The 22,560-nt window shown below is 67.7% G+C and carries 19 protein-coding genes and 6 pseudogenes; 13 read left to right on the top strand and 12 right to left on the bottom strand.

Going from position 1 to position 22,560, the window contains the following annotated elements; translation table 11 throughout:
* Positions 1-231: 231 nt before the first annotated feature.
* Positions 232-738, bottom strand: a complete 507-nt coding sequence (locus RNB18_RS31615; RefSeq protein WP_311717528.1) for a lamin tail domain-containing protein — start codon at positions 736-738, stop codon at positions 232-234.
* Between the two features lie 569 nt (positions 739-1,307).
* Here RNB18_RS31615 and RNB18_RS31620 point away from each other — a divergent pair.
* The 6 genes and pseudogenes from RNB18_RS31620 (at position 1,308) to RNB18_RS31645 (ending at position 6,693) form a co-directional block, all read left to right on the top strand.
* Positions 1,308-2,516 (top strand): annotated as a pseudogene (locus RNB18_RS31620) (RNA-guided endonuclease InsQ/TnpB family protein).
* A gap of 430 nt (positions 2,517-2,946) precedes the next feature.
* Positions 2,947-3,258: a hypothetical protein gene (locus RNB18_RS31625; RefSeq protein ID WP_311717529.1), complete on the top strand. Its 312-nt coding sequence runs from the start codon at positions 2,947-2,949 to the stop codon at positions 3,256-3,258.
* A 153-nt stretch (positions 3,259-3,411) separates the two neighbouring features.
* Positions 3,412-3,558, top strand: a complete 147-nt coding sequence (locus tag RNB18_RS31630; RefSeq protein WP_311717530.1) for a hypothetical protein — start codon at positions 3,412-3,414, stop codon at positions 3,556-3,558.
* Between the two features lie 36 nt (positions 3,559-3,594).
* A pseudogene (locus RNB18_RS31635) lies at positions 3,595-3,981 on the top strand (transposase); the annotation flags it as partial.
* Between the two features lie 100 nt (positions 3,982-4,081).
* Complete coding sequence (locus tag RNB18_RS31640; protein WP_311717531.1) at positions 4,082-4,657, top strand: hypothetical protein; 576 nt, start codon at positions 4,082-4,084, stop codon at positions 4,655-4,657.
* 482 nt (positions 4,658-5,139) lie between these two features.
* Positions 5,140-6,693, top strand: a complete 1,554-nt coding sequence (locus RNB18_RS31645; protein ID WP_311717532.1) for an alpha/beta hydrolase — start codon at positions 5,140-5,142, stop codon at positions 6,691-6,693.
* 522 nt (positions 6,694-7,215) lie between these two features.
* Here the strand turns inward: RNB18_RS31645 and RNB18_RS31650 are convergent.
* The 4 genes from RNB18_RS31650 to RNB18_RS31665 all read right to left on the bottom strand — a co-directional run bounded on the left by RNB18_RS31650 (position 7,216) and on the right by RNB18_RS31665 (position 10,002).
* Positions 7,216-7,554 carry a hypothetical protein gene (locus RNB18_RS31650; protein ID WP_311717533.1) on the bottom strand — a complete coding sequence of 113 codons (339 nt, stop codon included), beginning with the start codon at positions 7,552-7,554 and terminating at the stop codon, positions 7,216-7,218.
* 54 nt (positions 7,555-7,608) lie between these two features.
* On the bottom strand, positions 7,609-8,256 hold the full coding sequence (locus RNB18_RS31655; RefSeq protein ID WP_311717534.1) for a hypothetical protein: 648 nt from the start codon (positions 8,254-8,256) through the stop codon (positions 7,609-7,611).
* Between the two features lie 29 nt (positions 8,257-8,285).
* Positions 8,286-9,239 (bottom strand): Ppx/GppA phosphatase family protein, encoded by a 954-nt coding sequence (locus RNB18_RS31660; RefSeq protein WP_311717535.1) that lies wholly within the window; start codon positions 9,237-9,239, stop codon positions 8,286-8,288.
* Positions 9,240-9,693: 454 nt separating this feature from the next.
* Positions 9,694-10,002: a hypothetical protein gene (locus tag RNB18_RS31665; protein WP_311717536.1), complete on the bottom strand. Its 309-nt coding sequence runs from the start codon at positions 10,000-10,002 to the stop codon at positions 9,694-9,696.
* A 176-nt stretch (positions 10,003-10,178) separates the two neighbouring features.
* Between RNB18_RS31665 and RNB18_RS31670 the strand changes: the two are divergent.
* Positions 10,179-11,432: pseudogene (locus tag RNB18_RS31670) on the top strand (transposase).
* A gap of 97 nt (positions 11,433-11,529) precedes the next feature.
* Here RNB18_RS31670 and RNB18_RS31675 read toward each other — a convergent pair.
* The gene (locus tag RNB18_RS31675; protein WP_311717537.1) at positions 11,530-11,934 is read right to left on the bottom strand and encodes a type II toxin-antitoxin system PemK/MazF family toxin; all 405 of its coding nucleotides are present in this window, start codon (positions 11,932-11,934) and stop codon (positions 11,530-11,532) included.
* Between the two features lie 166 nt (positions 11,935-12,100).
* Between RNB18_RS31675 and RNB18_RS31680 the strand changes: the two are divergent.
* Positions 12,101-13,326 (top strand): annotated as a pseudogene (locus RNB18_RS31680) (IS701 family transposase).
* Positions 13,327-13,584: 258 nt separating this feature from the next.
* Positions 13,585-14,292, top strand: coding sequence for a hypothetical protein (locus RNB18_RS31685; RefSeq protein ID WP_394817700.1), 708 nt, complete (start codon positions 13,585-13,587; stop codon positions 14,290-14,292).
* Positions 14,293-14,839: 547 nt separating this feature from the next.
* Here RNB18_RS31685 and RNB18_RS31690 read toward each other — a convergent pair.
* Positions 14,840-15,145, bottom strand: coding sequence for a DUF6247 family protein (locus RNB18_RS31690; RefSeq protein WP_311717539.1), 306 nt, complete (start codon positions 15,143-15,145; stop codon positions 14,840-14,842).
* A gap of 215 nt (positions 15,146-15,360) precedes the next feature.
* Between RNB18_RS31690 and RNB18_RS31695 the strand changes: the two genes are divergently transcribed.
* Together RNB18_RS31695 and RNB18_RS31700 are read left to right on the top strand one after the other, a co-directional pair.
* On the top strand, positions 15,361-15,924 hold the full coding sequence (locus tag RNB18_RS31695; RefSeq protein ID WP_311717540.1) for a YcxB family protein: 564 nt from the start codon (positions 15,361-15,363) through the stop codon (positions 15,922-15,924).
* Positions 15,925-16,265: 341 nt separating this feature from the next.
* Positions 16,266-16,994 (top strand): annotated as a pseudogene (locus tag RNB18_RS31700) (transposase family protein).
* 254 nt (positions 16,995-17,248) lie between these two features.
* On the opposite strand, the pseudogene RNB18_RS54160 reads toward RNB18_RS31700, so the two are convergent.
* A pseudogene (locus RNB18_RS54160) lies at positions 17,249-17,771 on the bottom strand (IS30 family transposase); the annotation flags it as partial.
* Positions 17,772-18,019: 248 nt separating this feature from the next.
* On the opposite strand from RNB18_RS54160, the gene RNB18_RS31705 reads away from it, so the two are divergent.
* Entirely contained in the window at positions 18,020-18,325 is a 306-nt protein-coding gene (locus RNB18_RS31705; protein WP_311717541.1) for a hypothetical protein, read from the top strand.
* Between the two features lie 72 nt (positions 18,326-18,397).
* Here the strand turns inward: RNB18_RS31705 and RNB18_RS31710 are convergent, their stop codons facing one another.
* From RNB18_RS31710 to RNB18_RS31720, 3 genes are all read right to left on the bottom strand, one after another.
* Positions 18,398-18,559, bottom strand: a complete 162-nt coding sequence (locus RNB18_RS31710) for a hypothetical protein (protein ID WP_311717542.1) — start codon at positions 18,557-18,559, stop codon at positions 18,398-18,400.
* 444 nt (positions 18,560-19,003) lie between these two features.
* Complete coding sequence (locus RNB18_RS31715) at positions 19,004-19,177, bottom strand: hypothetical protein (RefSeq protein ID WP_311717543.1); 174 nt, start codon at positions 19,175-19,177, stop codon at positions 19,004-19,006.
* Positions 19,178-19,836: 659 nt separating this feature from the next.
* A complete protein-coding gene (locus tag RNB18_RS31720) occupies positions 19,837-20,739 on the bottom strand; it encodes an MBL fold metallo-hydrolase (protein ID WP_311717544.1) in 903 nt (300 codons plus the stop codon).
* Positions 20,740-20,839: 100 nt separating this feature from the next.
* Between RNB18_RS31720 and RNB18_RS31725 the strand changes: the two genes are divergently transcribed.
* Entirely contained in the window at positions 20,840-21,769 is a 930-nt protein-coding gene (locus tag RNB18_RS31725) for an AraC family transcriptional regulator (RefSeq protein WP_311717545.1), read from the top strand.
* Here the strand turns inward: RNB18_RS31725 and RNB18_RS31730 are convergent.
* On the bottom strand, positions 21,689-22,471 hold the full coding sequence (locus RNB18_RS31730) for a S1 RNA-binding domain-containing protein (protein ID WP_311717546.1): 783 nt from the start codon (positions 22,469-22,471) through the stop codon (positions 21,689-21,691). The two genes, RNB18_RS31725 and RNB18_RS31730, sit on opposite strands and share 81 nt — an antisense overlap.
* Between the last annotated feature and the right edge of the window lie 89 nt (positions 22,472-22,560).

Raw genomic sequence — 22,560 nt, forward strand, 5'->3', positions numbered from 1 at the left:
GCACCGGCCGCACCATCGCCGCCGGGCGCTCCCCCGCGGTCGCTCCGGCTGCATCGACATCCGTACACACCCCACACGACAACGTCGGCCTTCACGACCACCACCAGGTCTCGAAGGCCGACGTCACGTTGGGCCCCAGAATCAACCAACCAGCATCCAGGCGAACCAACCGGGGGCCGCATCCCCTCACACCCGCGCCATCACCTCATGCCGCAAGTGCGGGAAGACGGGTCAGTGGTGGTGGCCACCGCCGTGGTGGCGGCCGCCGTGGCCGCGGTGGTGGCGGCCCCAGGATTCGTCGTCAACGAAGCGGTCGTGGTCGTTGCGCAGGGTGGCGGTGTCGGAGTAGTTGTCCCACACCTCGTTGTGGCGGTCCATGTAGAGGTCGCTGTCGGTGTCGTGGCCCCTGCCGGTGTGGATACGGACCGTGGCACGGCCCTCGAGGCGGTAGTGGTCGAAGGTGTAGGTGTCGCCGTCCTCGTTCTTCAGAGTCCAGCCGTCGAGGTTGACGGTGCGCCGCGAGGTGTTGGTGAGCTCCACCCACTCCTTGTTCAGTGAGCGCCGCGAGCGGTCGTCCCGGCCGGGTGAGTCGTACTGGACCGCGCTGATCTCCACCTTCGTCCGGTCGGGCCGGGCGTGGTCGGCCGCCGACGCCGGCAGCGCCACCGCCCCGACGATCGCGGCGGCCGCAAGTGCGGCGGCGGACAGACGACGGGCGGTCACTGTGGAAGAAGACACGAAGCCCCCAGGCTTGTACGAGCACCCGCCCTGTTCCCGGCCCCTGGCAGCGGGGCGGGCCAAACGGGCTGGTGCGGGGTGCGGGTGGCGGCCGGTCGGCCGCACATCCACACCATGGCCGTGCTGTGCAGATTGTGAACGTGATACGGGCGGTCCGTTACTGTTCGTCCATATTGCTGTGACTCTTGGATGCATCGTCCATTTACGCGACGTACGCACCATGTTGACGCCACGTCAGATCACCGACCGGTACGCGCCTTGCTCCCCCGCCCGTGACCGCCGGCATACGCCACCCCCGTGCTTGCCGTCCCGTCACCCGAAAGTGCGTAACAGGGCCTGCGGGCGCCGCGCCCCCATGGCGTGCGGGAACTCGACCGCGCACGGCAGGTCACCACGAGGAGCCGCTTCATCGGGTCTGTCCTTCGTGGATACCCCAGCCTTCAGGCCGGGGAGGAATCGAAGCTCCTGCGGAGCAGGGCAGGGGAAGCCGGTTCGCCGCCAGGGCGGACCGGCGTGCGCCGTCCACCGGCCGACACCCGCCGCTCACACGGGTTGATAGGTTGTGAGGCGTGACGCAGCAGGTCAAGCGGGCGTTCAGGTACCGCTTTTACCCCACCGGCGAGCAGGCGGCTGAGCTGTCGCGCACGTTCGGCTGTGTCCGCCTCGTCTACAACAAGGCGCTCGAGGAGCGCACACGGGCCTGGTACGGCGAGCAGCGCCGGATCTCCTATGTGCAGTCCTCGGCCGCGCTGACGGAGTAGAAGAAGACCGAGGAACTGGCCTTCCTGGCGGAGGTGTCCTCGGTCCCGCTGCAGCAGGCGCTGCGCCATCTTCAGGCGGCGTTCGTGAACTTCTTCGCCAAGCGCGCGAAGTACCCGCGCTACAAGTCTCGGAAGAAGTCGCGGGCGTCGGCCGAGTACACGTGTAGCGCCTTCACGTGGCGCGACGGACAGCTGACGTTGGCGAAGATGACGGAGCCTCTGGATATCCGCTGGTCGCGTCCGCTGCTCGAGGGGACGGAGCCGACCACGGTGACTGTGTCCCGGGACGCGGCGGGTCGCTGGTTCGTGTCCTTTCTGTGCGAGGACAGCATCGCCCCGGCCCCCGCCACCACAGCGGCGATCGGCCTGGATGCCGGGATCACTTCCCTGGTGACGCTGTCCACCGGGGAAAAGGTCGCCAATCCCAAGCACGAGCGGCGGGATCGCGCGCGGCTGGCCCGCGCGCAGCGGGAGCTGTCGCGTAAGGCGAAGGGCTCGGCGAACCGGGAGAAGGCCCGTCGCAAGGTCGCCCGTGTGCATGCGCGGATCGCCGACCGGCGACGTGATTTCCTGCACAAGCTGTCGACTCGTCTCGTCCGTGAGAATCAAACGGTCGTGATCGAGGACCTGAGCGTCCGCAACCTGCTGACGAACGGCACGCTCGCGCGCGCCATCAGTGATGCGTCGTGGACGCAACTGCGCTCCATGCTGGAGTACAAGTGCGCCTGGTACGGGCGTGAACTCGTCGTGATCGACCGCTTCTTCCCCAGCAGCAAGCTGTGCGGGAACTGCGGGTCGGTCCGTGGGATGTTGCCGCTGAACGTCCACGAGTGGACGTGCGCCTGCGGCACGGTGCATGACCGCGACGTGAACGCGGCGCGCAACATCCTGGCCGCCGGGCTGGCGGCGTCTGCCTGTGGAGACGGTGTAAGACCTCAAGGGGAGTCCTCCCGGACGGGGCAGTCGTCAGTGAAACAGGAACCCCAGCGGGCGACCGCTGGAATCCCCCGCCCTTAGGCGGGGGAGGAAGTCAACGAAAGAGCTCCACCGGGGTTTGGGTTGCGGGGCCAGGGCGGGCAGGGTGTAACGGGCCGTGCCGCTCACGAGAACTGAGTAGGCGACCTGCCCACCTCCCCCGATATAGCGCCGAGGGCTGCTGGCCGACGAACGTGCGCCGCTAACGCGCCATCCTGTCCCTGCGATCGCCGGGACGCGCCACCGCCAGCAGCTGCGCGACCACCACCCGAGCGTGCGTAACAGCGCTCGGTCTCTATGGCGGTGCCTGCGAGCGGCTGTTCACGCGTGGCCGGCTTGCCGCTGTACTGGTCGGAGAAGATGATGAGCCGCTGATGACGCCATCGGCGTGACATCGCCCGGCAGCCGCAACCGCAGGTGGCCGTGTGGCGCTCTCCCCTTGCACATCCACCTGCTGATGGAGGAGACCGACGTGACCATCGCCCTTGAACACCACACACCGCAGACCTTCGTCGACCTCTACGCCGCCGACTCGGCGGACAGCGCGTGGCCTTCGGCCGCGGCCTGGCAGGACGTGGACCACTTGTTGCCGCCGCCCAACCCCGCCGAGCGCCTCAGCGTCCTCATCGACCCCCGCGATCAGCACCGTCTGGCCCTGCACGCCGCGCTGACCGCCGCCGGTATCCCGCCCCGACCTGAGGACCGCGATGCCATCGACCAGCTCAGCACCCTGCCCTCCAGCATCAACACCACCCTGCAGCGCTGGCTGCTCCACACCGCATGAAACGGACGCAAACACCCGGGGTCCGCCCATGCGCGCTGGACACATACGACGCCACCCACCATCAAGCGCCGAGCAACCCCTGCACTCATGTAGGCAGCACGCCAGAGGGCTGAGACGAGCGACGAGGCCGCACGCGGCAACGCCAGCGTCCCGGTGCAGTACCACCAGTTCGGCATCAGCGACGAGGACGGGCCGACCGGCCCCGACCTCGAGCGCGGGCACAGCGCACTGGTCCGGGGCGCCGGCGGCGTCATCACCGGCATTCATACCGGCGACGTCGACGTCACCGTCGCCCGCTGACCATCCGGAAGGCCGGGAAGAACGCCGACCACCTGCGTTTCGGTGGGCGTCTCCGGCGCCAACCTTCTCGATAGCCAAGCTCTTGTCCCTTTGATGCGCGGGATCCCACCGATCCGTTCCCGCTACGGGCCCCGGCGTCGCCGTCCGGGCAAGCTCCACGCAGACAAGGGTTACGACTTTGACCACCTGCGAGGATGTTTGCGCCGTCGGCAGATCGTGCCGCGCATTGCCCGCCGCGGCATCGAATCGTCCGGCGGCTTGGGACGGCACCGCTGGGTGGTCGAGCGGACGATGTCCTGGCTGAACGGCTGCCGCCGCCTGCTTCGCCGCTACGAGCGCAAGGCTGAACACTTCCTCGCGTTCGTCGGTATCGCCAGCACCCTCATCTGCTATCGCCGCACCATCATTGAGACGACCCGGTAGGCGAGCCTCGTGGTACTGAAAATGGCCACCCAGTTGACCGCAGTGACCAGACCGGACCACTTCTGATCACCAGCAGGGTCCGGCCGTGTTGGATGGGCCCATGAGCCAGACAGCTGCCCTGCGCCTGCGGCAGGCCATCGCCCGGACGGAAGATGCAACGCGTGATCGTATCCCCATCGGGCGCCGCCCAGAGGAGGCAGACGATCTGCTGGGCACCTTCGCCACCGACGGGGCACTCGGCTTCGATCCCTTCCCCTTCCTCCAAGCGATCCATGCCGCCGGTTCGCGCGCGGTAGTCATCGGTCAGGTCGCCGGCATCATGCATGGCTCCACCGAACTGACCGGGGACCTCGACCTGCTCTGGGACGGCACCCCTGACGAGGCGCACGCCTTGCGCGACGCCCTTGCCCGGTGCGGCTGCACCGAACTGCCTGATCTCGACCGCTCACAGGTGGGGTACCGGGTCACCTGTGCCAGCGGAGACCTGTGCACTCCCGAGCTGCGCTGGGGTGCCATGGATGTCACCCCCTGCCTGACCTCGGCGGAGACCACCCGTGACCCCGCAGGGTTCACCATCCGCTACGCCGCACTCGACGACCTGATCCGCATGCGGCGGGCCCTCGGCCGCCCGAAGGACCACCGTCGCGCAGACGAACTCGCCCGGCTAAGCACCTGACTCGGTACGACCAACGCTCACAGCCGTGCTACCGGGACGTCGTCGGCGTCATCCGCTCTCGGCATACCTCCAACTGAGACGACGTCTAAATGCCCTGAGTGACGAACCGCATGATTCGTTCACCCAGAGCTGTTGGTTCCGTCTTATGCTCCGCGGTCCCCTCTAGCCGTAAGTGATGATGTCTGCGTCGTTGTAGCCGAGGTAACCTCCGACGGCGTGGGCCGGTCGCCCGGCTGCGCTGTGGGCCCACCCCTTCGTCGGCGTGGGCCCACAGCTTCGCGAACGCGGCTACTTGGGGCCGTACTCGGTCCGCAGCTAGTGCTGTGACCGCATACGTTCACCGAGTTGGGGACCGTGACGCCAGGAGCTGAGCTGCTGTCGGAGACGGCTTGTACTCTGCATTCGTTCGACGATCGGACGATCACGGACACGGGCAAGCGGGCACGGGGCGGGCGTCCAGGGGCGGGAGCGCGGGGATTTCGATGAGTGACGCACATCCGATACGAAGCCGCAGAACGGGCCTTTCGGTCGGTGCGCGGATTCTCGCCGGGGTCGTCCTCGCCGCGATCGGGGCAGTCGGCGCCTGGCTCCAGCACGACGCTCCCGACCGGAGTGCGGAGCCGCGTACGGAGTTCACCGCGAACAACCCACCCCCCGGTCTGCCCACCGCGCTCACCACCGGCCAGCACCTCCGCTGGTCCCGCTGCACCTCGCCGCCCACCGCGCGCACGGGCTACGACTGCGCCGCCATGAAGGCCCCCCTCGACTACCGGAAACCAGATGGCAGGACGATTGACGTCGCCCTGATCCGCCGTAAGGCCACCGGCCCGAACGCCCGGCGCATCGGCTCGCTCGTCCTCAACTTCGGCGGCCCCGGCGTATCCGGCGTGAGCGGATTGCCCGAACACGTCAACCAGTACAAGCCGCTCCTCGACCGCTACGACCTGGTCTCCTTCGACCCGCGCGGCGTTGGCGCGACGATCCCCGTGCGCTGCGGCAAGAACGCGGCCGACACCGGCTACGACGGGGCCGATGCCTGCGCCGAGCACTCCGGGGCGCTTCTCCCGTACATCGGCACCTCGCACACCGCGCGCGATCTCGACCTGATGCGCTACCTCCTCGGCGACGAGCGGCTGCACTACTTCGGCGTCTCGTACGGAACGGCGCTCGGCGCGGTCTACGCTCACCTGTACCCGTCGCACGTCGGACGGCTCGTCCTCGAAGCGTCCGTCGATCCGACCGAGGACCTCAACGAGGAGCAGGTGTCGCAGGTCAAGGCGGTCCAGGCGGCGTTCGACCGGTTCGCTGCGCACTGCGCGGCCCGTATCCGCCACTGCCCGACGGGCGATGGGCCCGTGGAGGCCGCGCGGCGCATGGCGCGCCTGGCCGACCGCCTGGAGAAGACGCCCGCCCCGGCCGGTGGCGGAAGGAGCCTCGACGCCGACGACCTCGCGCACACCGTCAGTGACTATCTCGACCTCGGCACAGACGGCTGGTCGCCGCTCGCCAATGCGCTCACCGCGCTGATCGACCACAACGACGGCGGTCCGCTGAGCAAGGGCGCGGACGACATCGGCTCCGCCGACCGCGCAGCGACCCCGCGCGACATCAGCCGCGCCGCCCTGATCGCGATCACCTGCGCGGACTCCAGCCTGCGTCCTGGCTTCGAACGCCTCGACAGGGACCAGGCCCGCATCAAGGCCGCCTCACCCGTCTTCGGCGCGGCCTGGTCCACTGGCGTCTACCTCTGTTACGACTGGCCGTTCGACGGCGAACGCGCCACGCCCCAGGTGAACGCCGACGGCGCGGCTCCTGTCCTTGTGGTCGGCGGCACCGGCGACCCGACTACCCCATATCCCGGCGCCCGCCACATGGCCCACGCCCTGGGCGACGGTGTCGGCGTGCTCCTGACGGCCGAGGAGGAGGGCCACGGCACATACCCGCAGAACCGCTGCGTCGCGGAGGCGGTCGACAAATACCTCCGCACGGGCCGCACTCCGGCCGTGGGGACAGTGTGCCGGGGCAGCATGTCCTGAGGCCCGTACGGATCCGCCGGGCGGCCGTGAGCACACCGGTTCGTTCGCAGGGGCCCTGGGCGTGCACCACCACACCGCCCGGTCCGAGACCGCCTTTGGCTGGATGCCGGTGCGGTGGTCGCGGCAGAGCGACCGGACGATGCGCAGGCCGGCTGCGAGGTCGCTCCGGACGGCCTCGGCCACAGCGACGTGAATCCCCGGCGCACGCTCTCCTGCAGCTTCTGCCCCTCCTGGTCGGTCAGTCTGCTCACCCGCACAGGCTCAGCCACCACACCTCCAGCCGTCGAAACGGACGTCACCGCTCATCCAACCGTTCCCATCGCCAACCCGGCGAACCTTCCCGCTCAGAGCACTAGCCAGGGCCTGTCTCTTCGATCTTCGGGGATCCCTCGTGATCCAGGCGGTGTGACCCCTACGCAGCGGGAATGTGGGAGCTGACGTTGCGTTCCGGGTGGCTGCCTTCATCCTGCGCCGGCGCGCGGATCGGTCGGTGGAGTTACTCGTGTTCGACTTGACGAGGTGTCAGCTCGGACGCGGAGCGTCAGCCTGTCCGGTCTGCTCAGACGCTTCTACGGCGCGACGGCGCATCTGGCTGACTCCCATGAGGATGGGACCGGAGAACATGACGGCGCCGGTGCCGAAGAAGCGGAACTCCCAGGACGGACTTGGCACGACGTGGAAGTAGAACAACCCCTGGATCACGCAGAGTGCGCCCACCAGCAGACCTGCGAGTCCGTAGATGCGAGGGCGGGTGACACGGCGTCGTACCCAGGGCAGTGTCCAGCCGGTGCGTATCGCCGCCATGCCCAGGGTGACCGCCAGCAGGCCCAGAACCATGCCACTTGCCACGACCCATTCCATGGGCCCCTCCCCTATCGCCTGAGCTCGCCCGCACGTCGCGAACTCGCCCGCTGATCATCCACGCTGATCAAGATCAGCGCCAGGCTGCAGCAAGTGGTGTCCGGAGGCTCTCGGGCAGCGACGCAAATGCCCCGCGCTGGTGACCCAAGTCGCGGGCCCGGTCCAGGCCCGCCGCCCTTGTTCACGAGTCGGCCGGCTCCTGGCGCAGCAGGTCGGGGCGGGCTCAGCAAGGTCGAAGGCATGCTTGAGGCCCTCCAGGAGGGCGGGCTCGATCCAGTCGATGCGCCTGCGGTCGTCCCGCTCCAGGAGGTTGGACCGGTTGTCGGGGCCGACCCGGCGCCGTACCGCGCGGATGCTGGTGAGCGTGCCGCCGATCCGCTTCGGGTCGATCGGCGTCTGGGGGTGCACGGCGAAGTGGTCCTGGACTTCTTCGTAGGAGGCGGTGCCGCCCACTTCGACCAGACGGCGCAGCACGGCCCGGGCGCCGGGCACCACGGCGGCGACGGTGTCGAACAGCATCCGCTCCGTCCAGCCCTGCCCCAGGTCCTCCCCGCTCAGGCCCTCCGGGCCCGGCCGGGGCACCGCCGCGGGAGCGTCGGGCCAACTGCTCGCCACGGCAGCGGGGTTGAGGCCGTAGGCGGCCTGCACGGCCGCGATCGCCTGCTCGTAGGTATCGGTCTGCGTGTCTATCGTCAGCTGCACGCCCTCTTCGGGAGACCGGGTCGCCGGGCTCAGCCGACACGGCGGGGGCGGCCGACCGGGGTGGGTGCCACGCCGAGGTGTTCGAGCAGAAGCCCTTCCCTGGTGGACCAGGGGCAGATCTCTACGCTCGTGGCTCCGCAGGCTTCCATGAGCGCCTGGGCGATCAGGGCTCCGGCCAGGGACTGCTCGGCACGATGCCGGGAAATACCAGGTAGCTTGGCCCGGCGGGACGGTGCTGCGTCGGCCAGCAAGGAGACTGCCGTGTGCAGTCGGGGCAGGGTTAGCCGCCGTCGTGTCCGGGGTGTCCTGCTCTGGGCGGCGGCGAGCCGGGCAAGCTGCTCGAAGGTCTTGGAGCAGGCCAGCACCCGCACTCCCGGCTCCGCTTGCGGCAGGCCGGGGACGGCTTCCAGGGACCGGCGGAGGTGCTGAAGGATCTCTGCCAGGGATCGTCGGGACGGCACTGTGCCGCCGGGAAGCCAGTCCCGGGTGATCCTGCGGGCGCCCAGCGGCAGCGAGTGGACGACGCGGGGCTGGTCCCTGGTGCCGGAGGCGATCTCCACGGTGCCGCCGCCGATGTCCAGGACCAACAGCTGCCCGGCCGTCGGGCCTGCCCACTGGCGGGCGGCCACATAGGCCAGCCGCGCCTCCTCTTCGCCGGGCAGCACGCGCAGGCGTGTGCCGGTGGCGCGGGCCACTCGCGCGATGACCTCGTCGCGGTTGGGAGCGTCCCGGATGACGGAGGTCGCGAACGCGAACACCTCCGGTCCGCGCGGACGCGGGTCGGCTGCGACGGCCTCGGCCACCGCCCGCTCGACACTCTTCATGCCGGCCTTGTCCAGACGGCCCTTGCGGTCGAGGGTCTCGTGCAGGCTCAGCCGCACCTTGCGGGAGAACACCGGCTCCAGCACCGCGCCCGGACGCCGCTGCACCACCGTCAGCAGAGCACTGTGGCATCCGACATCGAGCACTCCTGCCTGCCGCATCCCATCGCCTCCCCTGGTACCGCACTCGACCCAGCTGGTTTCTCCCCAACCTCCGGCACCCCTCGACGACAGCACGCCTGGATTCCGGGCCAGCGTGCAAGCATATCGTCACCAGGCGTGCACCCTCCGCCGCGGCCCACGGTACTGGAGCGGAGAGTTCCGAATTATGCCGATCAACATGAAGCACGCGGTCGTGACCGCCCTGGACGGTGACGGAGCATCCCTGCAGACCGGTTCCTGACGGGCCTGTCCGAGATGGCCCCGAGCAGTGGGCGGCGGCGGCCTCGGTCGTGGGGGCGGCCCTCGAGGGGCGGCTCAGCCCGTTGAAGGAACCGGAGCGGAACGGTGAGTTGTGGCTGCGGGATGTCCACGGGAACGAGGACGCCAGTCTTGGCATGACTGGATCAGACACAGGCACTGAACTTGTGCTTTATGGTCGGCGGCTTGGTTGAGGTCAGCAGCGCACGCGGGCGGTGTCGCCGTCGATACGGACGATGCACTCTTTGAAGAGCGCCATGGGCCGACCTTCGTCTTCGGCAACCAGCGTTAGTCCGAGGTCCATGATGGGCTTGATGGCCTGCGCTGTGCGAGAGCCGTCGGGGTCCGGGCCGTGCAGGGCCGCCCAGCTCTCGAACAGCGCACGGATCCCGTCCCATCCGGGCCCCGGGATGAAGTGGCAGAGGAACGTTGGCTGATCAATTGCGTACTGCCGTAGCTCGCCGATCCGAGTGTCGCCCTGCGTGAGCCACCACGTCCCGTTCACTACCTCTCCTTCAGCCACGACTTCAAGCGGGTCGCCTGAGCTCCCGAGCTCCGCAGTGTCGAATTGTCCGTCGAACTGGCTCCCCCACGCGCAAGTTCATCAGACGTGTGGGCGGTCTCCGTCCGATTCTGTGCTCCGGCCAAGGAATGCACCGAACCAGAGCGAGGGCCGTGGGGATGAGCCTGCCGCACCTCAATGTCCCGGGGGAAGCGTTCGCCGAAGCGTCACGCTTCCGGGACGGCTTCTTCGACTGCCTGACCGCTCGCGGGGACGAGCTGTTCGAGCCGGCCAACGCGCTGCTGTGTGCGGATGGGCCGGTGACCTCGCTGATGGACCTGACGCTGGTGGCCGAGCACCGGCGTGGGCACGGCGCGATGTACGAGGCGTTGAACCACGGAAATGTGGACGTGCCCCGGCTGCGGCAGGTGCTGGCCGGTCTGCCGATGCCGCGGGCCGCCGACGGGCGCCTGGTCCTGGCGGTCGACGTCAGCAACTGGCTTCACCCTGACGCGCCGACCAGCGCGGACCGCCTGTTCTGCCACGTCTACGGGCACAGCGGACGGTCCTCGGACCAGTTCATCCCGGCTGGCCGTGCTCCTTCGTCGCCACCCTCGAATCGGGCCGCACTTCCTGGTGCCAGCTGCTGGACGCTGTCCGTCTCGGGCCCGAGGACGACGTCGCCGAGGTCACCGCCACCCAACTCCGCTGTGTGGTCACGGACCTGATCGAGATGGGCCGCTGGCAATTCGGCGACCGCGACATCCTCATCGTCTTCGACACCGGCTACGACGCCCCTCGCATGGCTTATCTCCTCGACGGCCTCCCGGTCGAGGTGCTGGGGCGGATGCGCTCCGACCGCGTCACTACGGCACCGCCCGCGCGATGGCCTGGGACCGCATCCACCCCCGTCTGACCAGCCGCTCCGCTTGGATCGACCACACCGGCGAACTCCCCATCATCGAAGGCACGCTGATCCGGCTCCAGGTCGACCGCCTGCCTGGTGGAGGCGACCCGCTCCCGCTCTGGCTCTCGTCGTCCGCCACCGGCCTGAACAGCGAGGACGTCGACGTGCGCTGGCAGGCGTTCCTGAGGAGGTTCGACATCGAGCACCTATTCAGGCTGATGAAACAGACCCTCGGGTGGACCCGCCCGAAGCTGCTAACCCCCGAGGCCGGCGAGCGCTGGACCTCGCTGATCATCGCCGCCCACACCCAGATCCGCCTTCTGCGCGAGGCCGCCGTCGACTTGCGGCGGCCGTGGGAGAAGCCCGCCGAGCTTGGCCGGCTCGCCCCGGCCCGAGTCCGCCGGGGGTTAACCTCCGCCCGCGCCTGCACTGTCCGGCCCGTGCACCGAAACCCTCAACGCCCGGACCTGGGAGGCCACTTGGCTCGAAGAACCAGCGGCCCGCCACCCGCTACGACGTGGGCTAGTACTCCAGCCGTAGATCGTGATCTCGTTGATGAGGGGCGCCGAGGAGATAGGTGGCCAGTGTCGATCATCTGGACGAGACCGACCCTCCTTCTCCGCCTACCCGAGTTCACCGAGACGGAGGGCGTCCCTTATCTCGCTGAGCTTCGCGGTTGTCGCCGGGGTCCGTTCCTTCGCCTGTTCGCCGAGACGGAGGGCATCCTCAATCTCGCTGAGCTTCGCGGAGGACAGGGCCCCCGCCCGCTCGATCAGGTCGTCCCGGGACACGGTGGTCAGCCACGTGCAAGGGGTAAACCCTGGACGCGGGATCGCGAACCGCAGCACGCCTTCAAAGGGCAGTCCTTCCACGGCGCCTACTGCCACTTCGACGCCCAGGCCGCTGATGTCGACGCCCGCCGGAGCGACGACCTGCATCACCCGGATCCCGGACGCGTCGTCTCCCGACAGCAGTACGACCAGCCGCCGCTCGTCGAACTCGGCCCACCAGACTTCGCCACGTTGCACAAGTCCTCCTGACAAGGGACGGCAGACGGTCGCCACACGACCCTGACGCGCTGTGGAGACCGGTGCGGCCACCGTTGATCATCGGTGTGTCAAGACTGAAGATCATGCAGTGGCCGCAGGTCACAGCGTAGACCCTGCCCGCTGGCAGGAGGCGTTCGAGGGCCTGATGAGCCGGATCGCGGTACGGGTCGAACCCCGGCGCTGGGCACGGCAGTTGATGCTCGGGTTGCTGTCGGACCTGCCGCGCAAGAACTGCTGGACCATCGCCGAGTGGGCCGGGGAGAGAACCCCGGACGGCATGCAGCACCTGCTCGGCCGGGCCAAGTGGGACGCCGACCAGGTACGCGACGACCTGCGCGACTACGTGGTGGAACACCTGCACGACGACCAGGCAGGACTGGTGGTCGACGAGACCGGGGACGTGAAGAAGGGCACCGGCACCGTAGGCGTCCAGCGCCAGTACACCGGCACCGCGGGCAGGATCGAAAACGCCCAGGTCGCCGTCTATCTGGTCCACGCCAGCCGGTGCGAGCACGCGGCAGTTGGACCGGGAACTATACGTCCCGCGCTCCTGGACCTCCGACACCGACCGCTGCCGGGATGCCGGACTCGATCAGGACACCGCCTTCGCGACCAAGCCGGAACTGGCCACCCGCATGATCACTCGGTTCCTGGACGCCGACCACGCATCGTGGGTCACGGGCGACGAGGTCTACGGCGGCAACGCGAAACTGCGGGCCGCGCTGGAGGAACGCGCCACCGGCTACGTGCTCGCCGTGGCCTGCTCGGCCGAAGTCACCACCAAAGCCGGGAAGTTCCGCGCAGACGACCTGGTCAGAAAGCTTCCGAAGCGGACCTGGCAAAAGCTGTCCGCCGGAGCGGGGGCGAAAGGGCACCGCTTCTACGACTGGGCTGCAATCGACCTGGCCGACCCCGCCCCCGGCAGCCGCCAGCTGCTGGTCCGCCGCAACCGCAGCACCGGCGAACTCGCCTACTACCGCTGCTACTCACCCGCACCGGTGCCGCTGACCCACCCTGGTGCGGGTCGCTGGATCAAGGTGGAGAGTGGAAGAGACGTTCCAGTCCGGAAAGGGCCTGGCCGGACTGGACGAGCACCAGGTCCGCCGCTACGCATCCTGGTCCCGCTGGGCCACCCTGGCCATGCTCGCCCACGCATTCCTCGCCGCCCTCCACGCCGACGAACACACCCGCCACCCCGCACCAGACGCCCTCATACCGCTCACCTGCAACGAAATCCAGCGCCTGTTCATCACTCTCGTCATCCGCCCCGGCCACGACACGGCCCACAGGCTCGGCTGGTCCCACTGGCGACGCCGCCACCAGGCCCGTTCCCAGGCCAGCCACTACCGGCGACAAGCCGCTCAGGCATGAAGATCACGAACTGCGGCTGGAGTACTAGACCGTGAAACGATCCGAGAGCATCATCGAACGAGACCGACTCAGACCATAAAGAACAAGCTGAACAGCAACTCGACTGGCAGGTCTGACCTCAGGATCCGCGAGCGGAGCCCTACTCCCAGCACCTGGCGAGCAGGCCGTGAAAACCAGCCTCTTCATGTTGCTGGAGCGATTTCACAGCGCGTCAACTCGTCTTACAATCATTTGACTTGACGCTCACGGGGGAGGGTGATGGGTGTGGAGTTGACACCCGTACAAGTTGTGGTGATCGCCTTGCTCTGCTGGTCGGTTTACGCATTGTTCGTCCGGACCCGCAGCGCCGTGCATCGGTGGAGGTTGCCAAAGCTGTCGCTCGCCCCGAGCCAGCTGGAGATGTATCAGGGGCAGGCATTTCGTGAAATCTGCCGGCGGGCCGCGAACCCGGGCCTGCACGTGGTGATGACGGACTATTTTGCCGAGCGAGGGTGGAACCGGGCGGACGTCATGCGCATCCTGGCCGAGCCGCTCAAGCACAAACTGATCAAGATCAAGGGTTGGCGGTTCGGCGGGTACAGCGTGACGCGCAAGGGCTGGGCCGAGTACGAGAAGAAGTTCATCTGGACGGGAGGCGAAGGGGTGCACATCTCTTCCACATCGGGCGGGTTCGTCGTGGCGAATGTCAACAGTCCTCATGCGGTGGCCCATGGCGGCTACGGCAACCGGGCGAATGCCTCTGACATCCCCCACCAGCGACTGGTCGACGCCTTGCGTACAGACGCGGATACCGCGACGCCCAATGAGGCGGCCCGGGCCCAGGAGTACGCCGACGACCTGGCTTCAGCCGTCGACGCGCAGGACGCCGACAGAACGGCCCGCATTCTCGGAAGGATCAACGCCCTCCTCTCCACCGCTACGGCTGCCTTCACTCTGACCCGCGAACTTCTGCCCCCCGGCCCGTAGCGGAAGGGATCTCGTTCACGGCTTTCCGGAACAAGGGCGTCCCATGGAGCTGTTCGGCTGACTGCCTGCGGACAGAGAAGTTCTCCGGTGTCGCACCGGCCGGCAAGGGGTGTCCGTGCTGGAGATCGCCGTTGGCGCCATCGGCGTCGTAGAAACGTTGTTTGGGCGTGTGGTTCGGGGCGTGGCTCAGCCGGTGGCAGCAGCGGGCCGATGCCGCCGCGGCTGGGCATGAGAAGCGCTTGGCGCAGATGCAGCAGCTGGTCGTCGACCAGGACGTTGCCGCCAGGTGGCTATCCGAGCCGGACGATGTGCAGGACGGTCAGCCGGCGCAGGGACCTGTTCACCCAGTAGGCGAGGGACAGCTGGCCGACGGACGCGTAGCGCACGTCCTCGTCCTCGAGGTCCTCGGTGTTCCACTGGCCAAAGCCCCAAGGGTCGGCCGCGGCGGCGTCCAGGAAGTCCTACACGGTGTCTTCGACATTCTCGGGCAGGGTGTCGAGGACCTTCGCGGCCGACGGGAAGAAGCGGACCGCGTACGGCTGTCCGGTCACCGACGCCTTCCCCGCAGCTCAGCCATGTCGGTGAACTCGCTGTCGTCGTAGCCGGAGGCGACGAACGCATCGACCTCCGGAGCATGGGCGAGGCGACCCTGCCAGTCCCGGACAACCTCGTACAGCCCGGCGAGGGAGCACGTCCGGCGCGACTCCTCCAGCGCCGCCGCCCACTCCTGCTCGAAGGCCGGCACCCACTGCGCGGCACGCCGGTCGGCGCGCAGCCGGGCGAGGAGTTCGGCCGGAGCTCCCGGGGCGGGGGCGTACGGGGTGACGGGTGCGTGGTCGGGCTGCGCGCTCATCGGCTGGTCCTCCCGGTGGCGGGTCGTCACCTCACGGTACGCGCGCCAAGTGGCGTGGATGGAGAAATGCTCAAGACCTGTGGATCGGACTCGGGAGGGGTGCCTCGCGGAACGCGGAGGGCGTACCTTCCCGAGTGATCGACATGGTCTTCGACCCGGGTTGAGTGCGAACTTCAGTTCGTTATGATCCGCATGTCTTGTACCGGGGAGGGATCATGGCCGAAGGCCACAGCGACCAAGTCATCAACAATGCGGAATCCTCTGACAATGTCGTGGACGGGCGGACGATAGTTGAACTGGCGTACCGGCCCCAGTCTGCCGACACCCTGGCCGGCCTGCGGGTCCGCGAGCGGATCAAGTGGGCCGGGCTACTGCTGCGGGGCGCGCTGCTCCTCCTGTCGGTAGGAAACTGGCTGGTCTCCGCCGTCGTCCGCGGCAGTGTCGACGTGTTCTCGACGACTGTGCTCCTGTTGGTCGTCTTGCTGGTGTGGGGTTACCCGCGGCTGCAAGCCGCCCATGTGCAGCGCCTCGTCGGATGGCAGGGCGAGTACCGCGCCACCGTGTCTCCGGCCGGGATCACATGCCGTACCGACCACAGCACACTGATCCAGAAGTGGTCCGTTTTCCAGGGGTACCGGGAAACGGCAGGTCACTTTGTCCTGCTCAGCCGGGATCCCAACATCATGTGCGTCGAAGTCCTGCCCAAGCGGGGCGTGCATGAGGCTGGGGACATCGAGCGGATACGGGCGATCCTGGACCAGTACACCCCTCGCGTGTGACAGGTGTCCGCTGTGACAACCATTCCGCTTCGGTTCATCGACAATCGGAGAAATGTTGCTTCTGTGTCTCGCCCTTAATAGTCGAGATCCATCCTCATAGGCCCGCTCGTTGATCAGTTAGCCTTTTCCAACCTCCGTTTGAGGTGTTACGTGGAGGTCTTGAGGCGGCGTGGCGCGGCTGATGTGGAATATGCAGCCAGTAGCCAGACGGAGTGCGTGGCCAGGTCCGATGGTAGTCCGCGGCTGAAGACTTCCAACTACAGGGCAGCAGAAAAGAGCTGCACTACACACTGCGCCTCTTCCAACCGGGTAAGTAGCTTGGCAGTTAGCCCGACGAAAGCATGAAGCCCCTGGTAGATGGGTTTTCGACGAAGAGAACCGTCTCCAGCTCTGCCCTCCGCTTCCTCGCCGACCGCCTGGGGAACATCGGCGGGCTCTCGGTACCCGATGGCGGCGCCTGAACGTGTGCCGTCAGGCCCTGCTCACCCTCGCCCACCTCCGCAACAGCCAGCCCTACGCCCAGCTCGCGGCCGGCTTCGGGATCGGCACCACCACCGCCTACCGCTACATCGCCGAAGCCGTCGAGCTCCTTGCCGCCCTCGCCCCCACGCTCGCCCAAGCTTCTGCCGATCGACCCGATAGCCGCCGACCGTCCCTTCTACTCGGGCAAACACAAGAGGCACGGCATGAATGTGCGGGTCATAGCCGACCCGAAGGGTCGTGTCCTGTGGGCTTCACCGGCCCTTGCCGGTGCCGTCCATGATGTCCGGGCCGCACGCGAGCACGGCATCATCGACGCTCTCGCCGAGGCCGGCATCAACTGCTGGGCGGACAAGGGCTACCAGGGTGCAGGTGGCACGGTCCGTTTCCCTTGCCGCGGCCGATGGGACAGCCTTTCCACCGGCCAGCAGGCCGTCAGCCGGTCCCAAGCGAAGGTCCGGGCACTGGTCGAACAAGCCATCGCCACCCTCAAGTCCTGGCGGCTCCTCCGTAAGCTCCGCTGCCCGACGACCGAGATCACCAGCCTCGTCCAAGCAGTCCTCACCCTCCATCTGGCCGGCTCAGACTGAGGATGGAAGACGCTCAACGGCGGGCGCCTTTTACCGCCCGTAGAAGGACGTTGGAGCACGGCCGGAGGGGGAGGGTGTCCTGCTTTCTCCGAATCGGGAGGGGCCGATGTACCGGTGGGCGAAGCGGGGCGGGTGGTAGCCCATGCGGTCGCCACGGGTGTTGGTGGCGGTGGCGGTTTTCCAACAGACGGCGGCTGCCTTCTCGAAGAACGTGTGCATGGTTGCGCGGGAGCGGGTTCGTGGCTGGTGGTCGGGGTGTTTTCGTTCGAGCCGCGCGGCGCGGGCTGCCGAGGTCGCAGATCTAGACCGGGACGTTGGTGGTCATGCTGAAGCCGCGGTGAGCCGTCCCTCTCGGTGCCCTGATCCCAGGTCAGAGACCGCTTCAGATCGGGTGGCAGGGGGTGTGAGGACGTCGCGGACGGCTGCGGAGTTGTAGCCGTCGGGCAGGTGGACCAGCAGCAGGTAACGGGTGCTGCGGTCGACGAGAGTGGCGATCGCGGAGTATTTCTTGCGGCCGAGGATCAGGTCGCCTTCCCAGTTGCCCGGGGACCCGGTCGGCTGCCTCGGGCGGCCGTTGGCTGATCATGACCTTGTTCATGACGGCCCGGAAACGCCGGCGGTCGGCCAAGTGGCAAGGGCGCCGTCTGCCCCGTCCGGTGTGCGGAGTTTGGGTCAGTTCGCGGCGGAGTTCTGTGCGGCCTTGGGTGTAAAGGGCCTGGTAGATGGGGTCAGGTGCGACTGGATGAAGTCGTGCAGTTCCGGATTCTGCCCGATCCGACATGAACCACGCCCTCTCCACGGTGTGTGGTCGACGGCGGACGGGATGGGAGCTGGGGGAAGGTGGTGGGTACAGGACACTCGGCAACTTCTGCGACAGGGGTAAAGATCACACTAAGGAGCTGACCGGTTCATTCCCGTTGTATGACTGGCCTGACAGGCTCTGTGCACTGGCATTGAGGGAACGAGTCGCAGTGATGTCGCGACACGCAGATCCGTGCCGACGAGGGGTATCGATGCTCAGGTTCATGGACTGGTCCGTCGTCGTGATGGGCTGCTTGCTGGTTCTTCTCAGCTTCGGCTGCCGCTGGTGGGAGCAGGCGAAGATTCGCAAAGGAGCGCGCCCCCGCCAGGGCATGCGCTTCTACTCGATATGGATGCCCCTGCTCGTGGGTCTTGGCATGATCGTCGCCAAGGTGCCGCACATGGTCGGCGCACCCTTCGCCGTCGTCATGGCTGCTGACACGTTGAACCTTGTGCTGGCGGTCACGACGGCGCTGATCTTGGCTGTACAGGTGAGGCATCGGGCCAGCTCTGGGCCATCCGCTGAGTGACGGCAATGCTGAACCTCCGCACGGCTGCGGCGCGATTCTGGGCCGCAGCCTCCCTCTTCCCTGGTGGGGGGACTACAGGTCCAGGGCGGCGCGCAACGCCTGGTCGACGCGGGCCATCGCCGCGGGGTCGACCTCACCGAGGAGTTTCGCGCCGTCGCAGCGGGTCAACCGCAGCTGCTGGAGGTTGACGGCGACCGCGGTGCACGGGATCGGGTCTCCGATCGCGACCGACATGGCCGTATCGGGTTAGCGGCCGGAGGGATGCAGCACGATCGCGACCACCGCACCGTAGGCCTCTTCCAAGCTGGTCAGGGAGACAATCACGACGTTGCGCTCGTCGCCGAGGCACCATTTCACGGTGCGTAAATCAGTAGCATCAAGCGGTGTCCTTCTGGGTGGCATTAGCGGTCGGCTCCGCTTCGCCCGCATCACCGGCTCCGAGGCCCTACCACTCCACCGCGCCGATTGCTGTGAGGGGCAGGGTGCCGTCGAGGATGTAGTCGCGCTTGTCATCCCGCATAACAACAGCGCGGCACTGAGCCCCCGCCACCTTGAAGACGCAGGCCAAAGGGCTGGTGTGACCGGTTACAGCCTGTGCGGTGAACTGCGGCCAGGCCATTGTCGGTCACGTGTGCAGCCAATCGCCTCGCCGTGTGGGAGCACATCGGGGGATGTGCCTCACGCCTCGGCGAAGGGTGCGACCGGAACGGTGGCGCCGAACGCCGCGCTTTCCAACACCGTGATGCGCTCGATGACGAACCCCAGCAGCACGGCCACCGCGATCATGAGCGCCTCCGCCACTATGAGGAAGGCCGTCGACCCCGAGGCCACCCGGCCCGCCACTAGGAGCACCAGCGCGTGCGTGATCCAGGCGATCCACCACAGGTTTACCAGTGTCGTGGCTCGCTTCGGCTCCCAGGATGCGGAGCTCGCGCGCCCGATGTCGAGGACGAACCGGCGCGGCTCGGGAACTACGTGCGGCGAAAGCGCGGTACCGAGGTGCGCGGGACCTGCTGGTCAACGCAGTCGCCGCAGCCGCTGTCGTCCAGGACTGCCCTCCGTCGGCCTTACCGCCCCCGGTCGGGCCGACGGTCTGCCCGGCGCCGCACGCGGCCCCGCCGTCGCGCGCGAGCATCACCCGAGGCACCCGATCGCCTCGCCCGCCGCCCAGGGGCTGTCCCACCCACCCACCTCTCTTCTTCCTGCTGCGAGGCGTGGATCTGGGGGGCGTAGAGGGGATCTCCGTGCTCCCGACCACGACCTGCATGTCGTTGTGACCTGCTGATCCGTAGGCAGGCCAGTGAGGAGGTGCGGACGGTTGTCGGCGGGGATGTCGGCCTGGTCGACGGCAGTGTTGTCGCTTCGTAACCGTGCTCGGGCCCTCGTGGTCGGCCATCTGGTCGGGGGTAGGGTCCACGGCTCAATGCGCAATGTCGGCTCAGGACGCGTACTGATTGCGCAAATCCGAGACTGGGTGCGCAATGGTCGCGACCCGTAGTTGCTGTGACTGTCTAGGCCGCCCACCGCCCGAGGGTGAACGCGTCGCCCTCTCGATGGATTTCGACGGCACCCGCCCCGCCGAAGTGTGCGGGGACGACCAATTCCCCTTCGTCGGCGGCTCGTTGGAGGATTCGACGGCGGCTGGCCACTGCTTGTTCCGCATCAAGGCAGAAGCAGCTGTTGCAGGAGGGTGTGAGGATCTGCACCGGGCTGTGCAGAAGATCGCCGACGAAGACCGCCCGATCGCTTCCGGATGCGAGCCGCAGCACGGATGAACCGGGTGTGTGGCCTGGCGCAGACTCCAGAGTGAGGTGTTCATCGATGCGGTGGGTGCCGTCCCACAGGACGGTCTGTCCGGCCCGGTGGACGGGCATGATGCTGTCCTCGTAGATCAGCCGGTCATCCTCCCGGCGGCCGTTCCCGTATGAGTTGTCCGGTCCGAAGTGGAAGTCGTCCGCGGCGGGGATGAGATACTGGGCGTTGGGGAACGTGGGCTCCCACCCTCCGTCCACACCGACGGTGTTCCAACCGACGTGATCACCGTGGACGTGGGTGTTGACGACGACGTCCACGTCATCCGGCCGGACTCCGGCCCGCGCCAGCCGGCCCAGGAAATCGCCTTGCCAGTGGTGGAACTGCGCAGAGCCGGGCCGCTCGCGCCCGTTCCCCACCCCGGTGTCGACCAGGACGGTCCGTCCGCCGCTGCGCAGCACCCAGGTCTGCAGCGCCACCACCGCTCGGTCGCTGTCCGGTTCCCAGTGATCCGGCGCCAGCCAGCCCTCGTTGCCCTTCCACACCTCGGCGCCGGACTCCGGAACCAGGCCGCGTGCCGGCGCGAACGCCCCTTGCCACTCGACGACTCGGATGACCTCGACATCGCCGAGCACGATGCTCTGCATGCTCTCGCTCTTCATGCAGTCGACTCTAGAAAGGGCAGATGAGCCTTTCAATGCCTGTTCGGCTCATTCAGATACGCATCCGACTCACCATTGACGCTATTGGTAGTCTGGTCTGATGGATGTAGTGAGCGACGCAGTCTCGGCAGTACGCGTCGGTCGGCCTTCGTCAAACCGGGTGCGGGTGAGCGGGAGCTGGTGCACGCGGCTCGCCCCGTACGACGGTGCGGGCTTCCACGTGATCCTGGAGGGCAGTTGCTGGCTGCTGCCCGACAGCGGCTCGCCAGTCTCACTCGGCGCAGGTGACGTGGTGCTGCTGCCGCACGGCACAGGACACGTGATGGCCGACGCCCCCGCCGATGCGGCGACCGTGAAACAGGCGGTGCCGTTCGAGCGATGGCTCGACGACAAATGGCCGAGCCGGCCCCGAGCCGCCTCCGGGGAGGTGCAGATGCTGTGCGGCAAGTACCGGCTCGACCGCAGTCGCATGCACCCGCTCATGGCGGAACTGCCGAAGGTCGTCCACCTGCCGAACCGAGTGGGCGCCCATCCCGAACTGCGCGCCGCCGTCGACCTGCTGGGCCACGAGCTGGGCGCACAGGGACCCGGCGCCTGCATCGCGGTTCCCAGCCTGCTCGACCTCCTCCTTGTCTATATGATCCGCTCCTGGGCAGCACAGGGTACGAGCGGCACCTGGCCGACCGTACTGGGCGACCCCGTGGCGGCCGCTGCCCTACGGGCGCTGCACTCGGACCCGGCCGCCCCGTGGACCAACGACCGCCTGGCCGCCGAGGCAGGCGTGTCCCGCGCCACCCTGGCCCGCCGCTTCACCACCCTGGTCGGCCGCCCGCCGATGGCGTACCTCACCTGGTGGCGCCTGACCTTCGCCGCCAGCCTGCTGCGCGACACCCCGGACCGACTGGCCGCCATCGCTCGCCGCGTCGGCTACGGCACCCCGTACGCCCTCTCACATGCCTTCAGCCGAGAATTCGGTACTACCCCGGGGCAGTACCGGGCAGAGGCAGCGGAGCGGTCGGTCTCCACGTGAGAGTCCTTGATGCACCCGCCTGATCACACAGACCATGATGTTCAGGGTGAGGGCGTCGCCGACCTCGATGACGTCTTCGGACGATTCATCCAGCTCGCTGGTGTGCACGAGCCCCTCGAAGCCATCCTCTCGGCCTTCGATGCGCACGAAGAAGCCGAAGGGCATGATCTTGGTGACCGGTCCGGTGACCACCTGGCCGATCCTCTGCGTTACCTGCGGCCACGGGTCTTCCTGCACTGCTCGGAGTGACAGCGGCACCCGTTCCCAGATCATGTCGACATCGAGGACTTCGGCTGTGATCTCCTGGCCGACGCTGACGACGTCGGGCAGGTGGTTGAACGGGCGCCAGGACAGTTCTGGAATGTTGATCACCGCGGCGAAGCCGCCGGTGTCCACGAGGGTGACGCCAAAGCTGGCGATGGTCGTCACCGTGCCCGTGACGACCTGGCCGCGCCGCAGGGTCTTCAGGAAGGCCCAGTACCGGTCGCTTGGCGTCGGATCAGTCTGCCAGCGTGCGCGGAGAACGCCGTCTCTGTCGGGCAATACAGCGGTGAATAGCGGGTGCCGCTCATCGGTGGTCAGGGATACGACGCCGGCAGCAGATGCGCGGGTCATCTGGGAGGTCACCGCCTCAAACTGGGTCTCGTCCACGACCGTGCCGGTGATCCGCCCGTCCTCGTCCTCCCAGATGCTGCCGTTCATCGAGGCCCCTTGATCGAGCCCGCACGTCACCGATCATCGGGGAGTACTGGCGGATCTGGTGGTCCCGGTCTTGGACGACCGGGACCACC

Source organism: Streptomyces doebereineriae (assembly GCF_031845645.1).
In the GTDB taxonomy this organism is placed as follows: domain Bacteria; phylum Actinomycetota; class Actinomycetes; order Streptomycetales; family Streptomycetaceae; genus Streptomyces; species Streptomyces canus.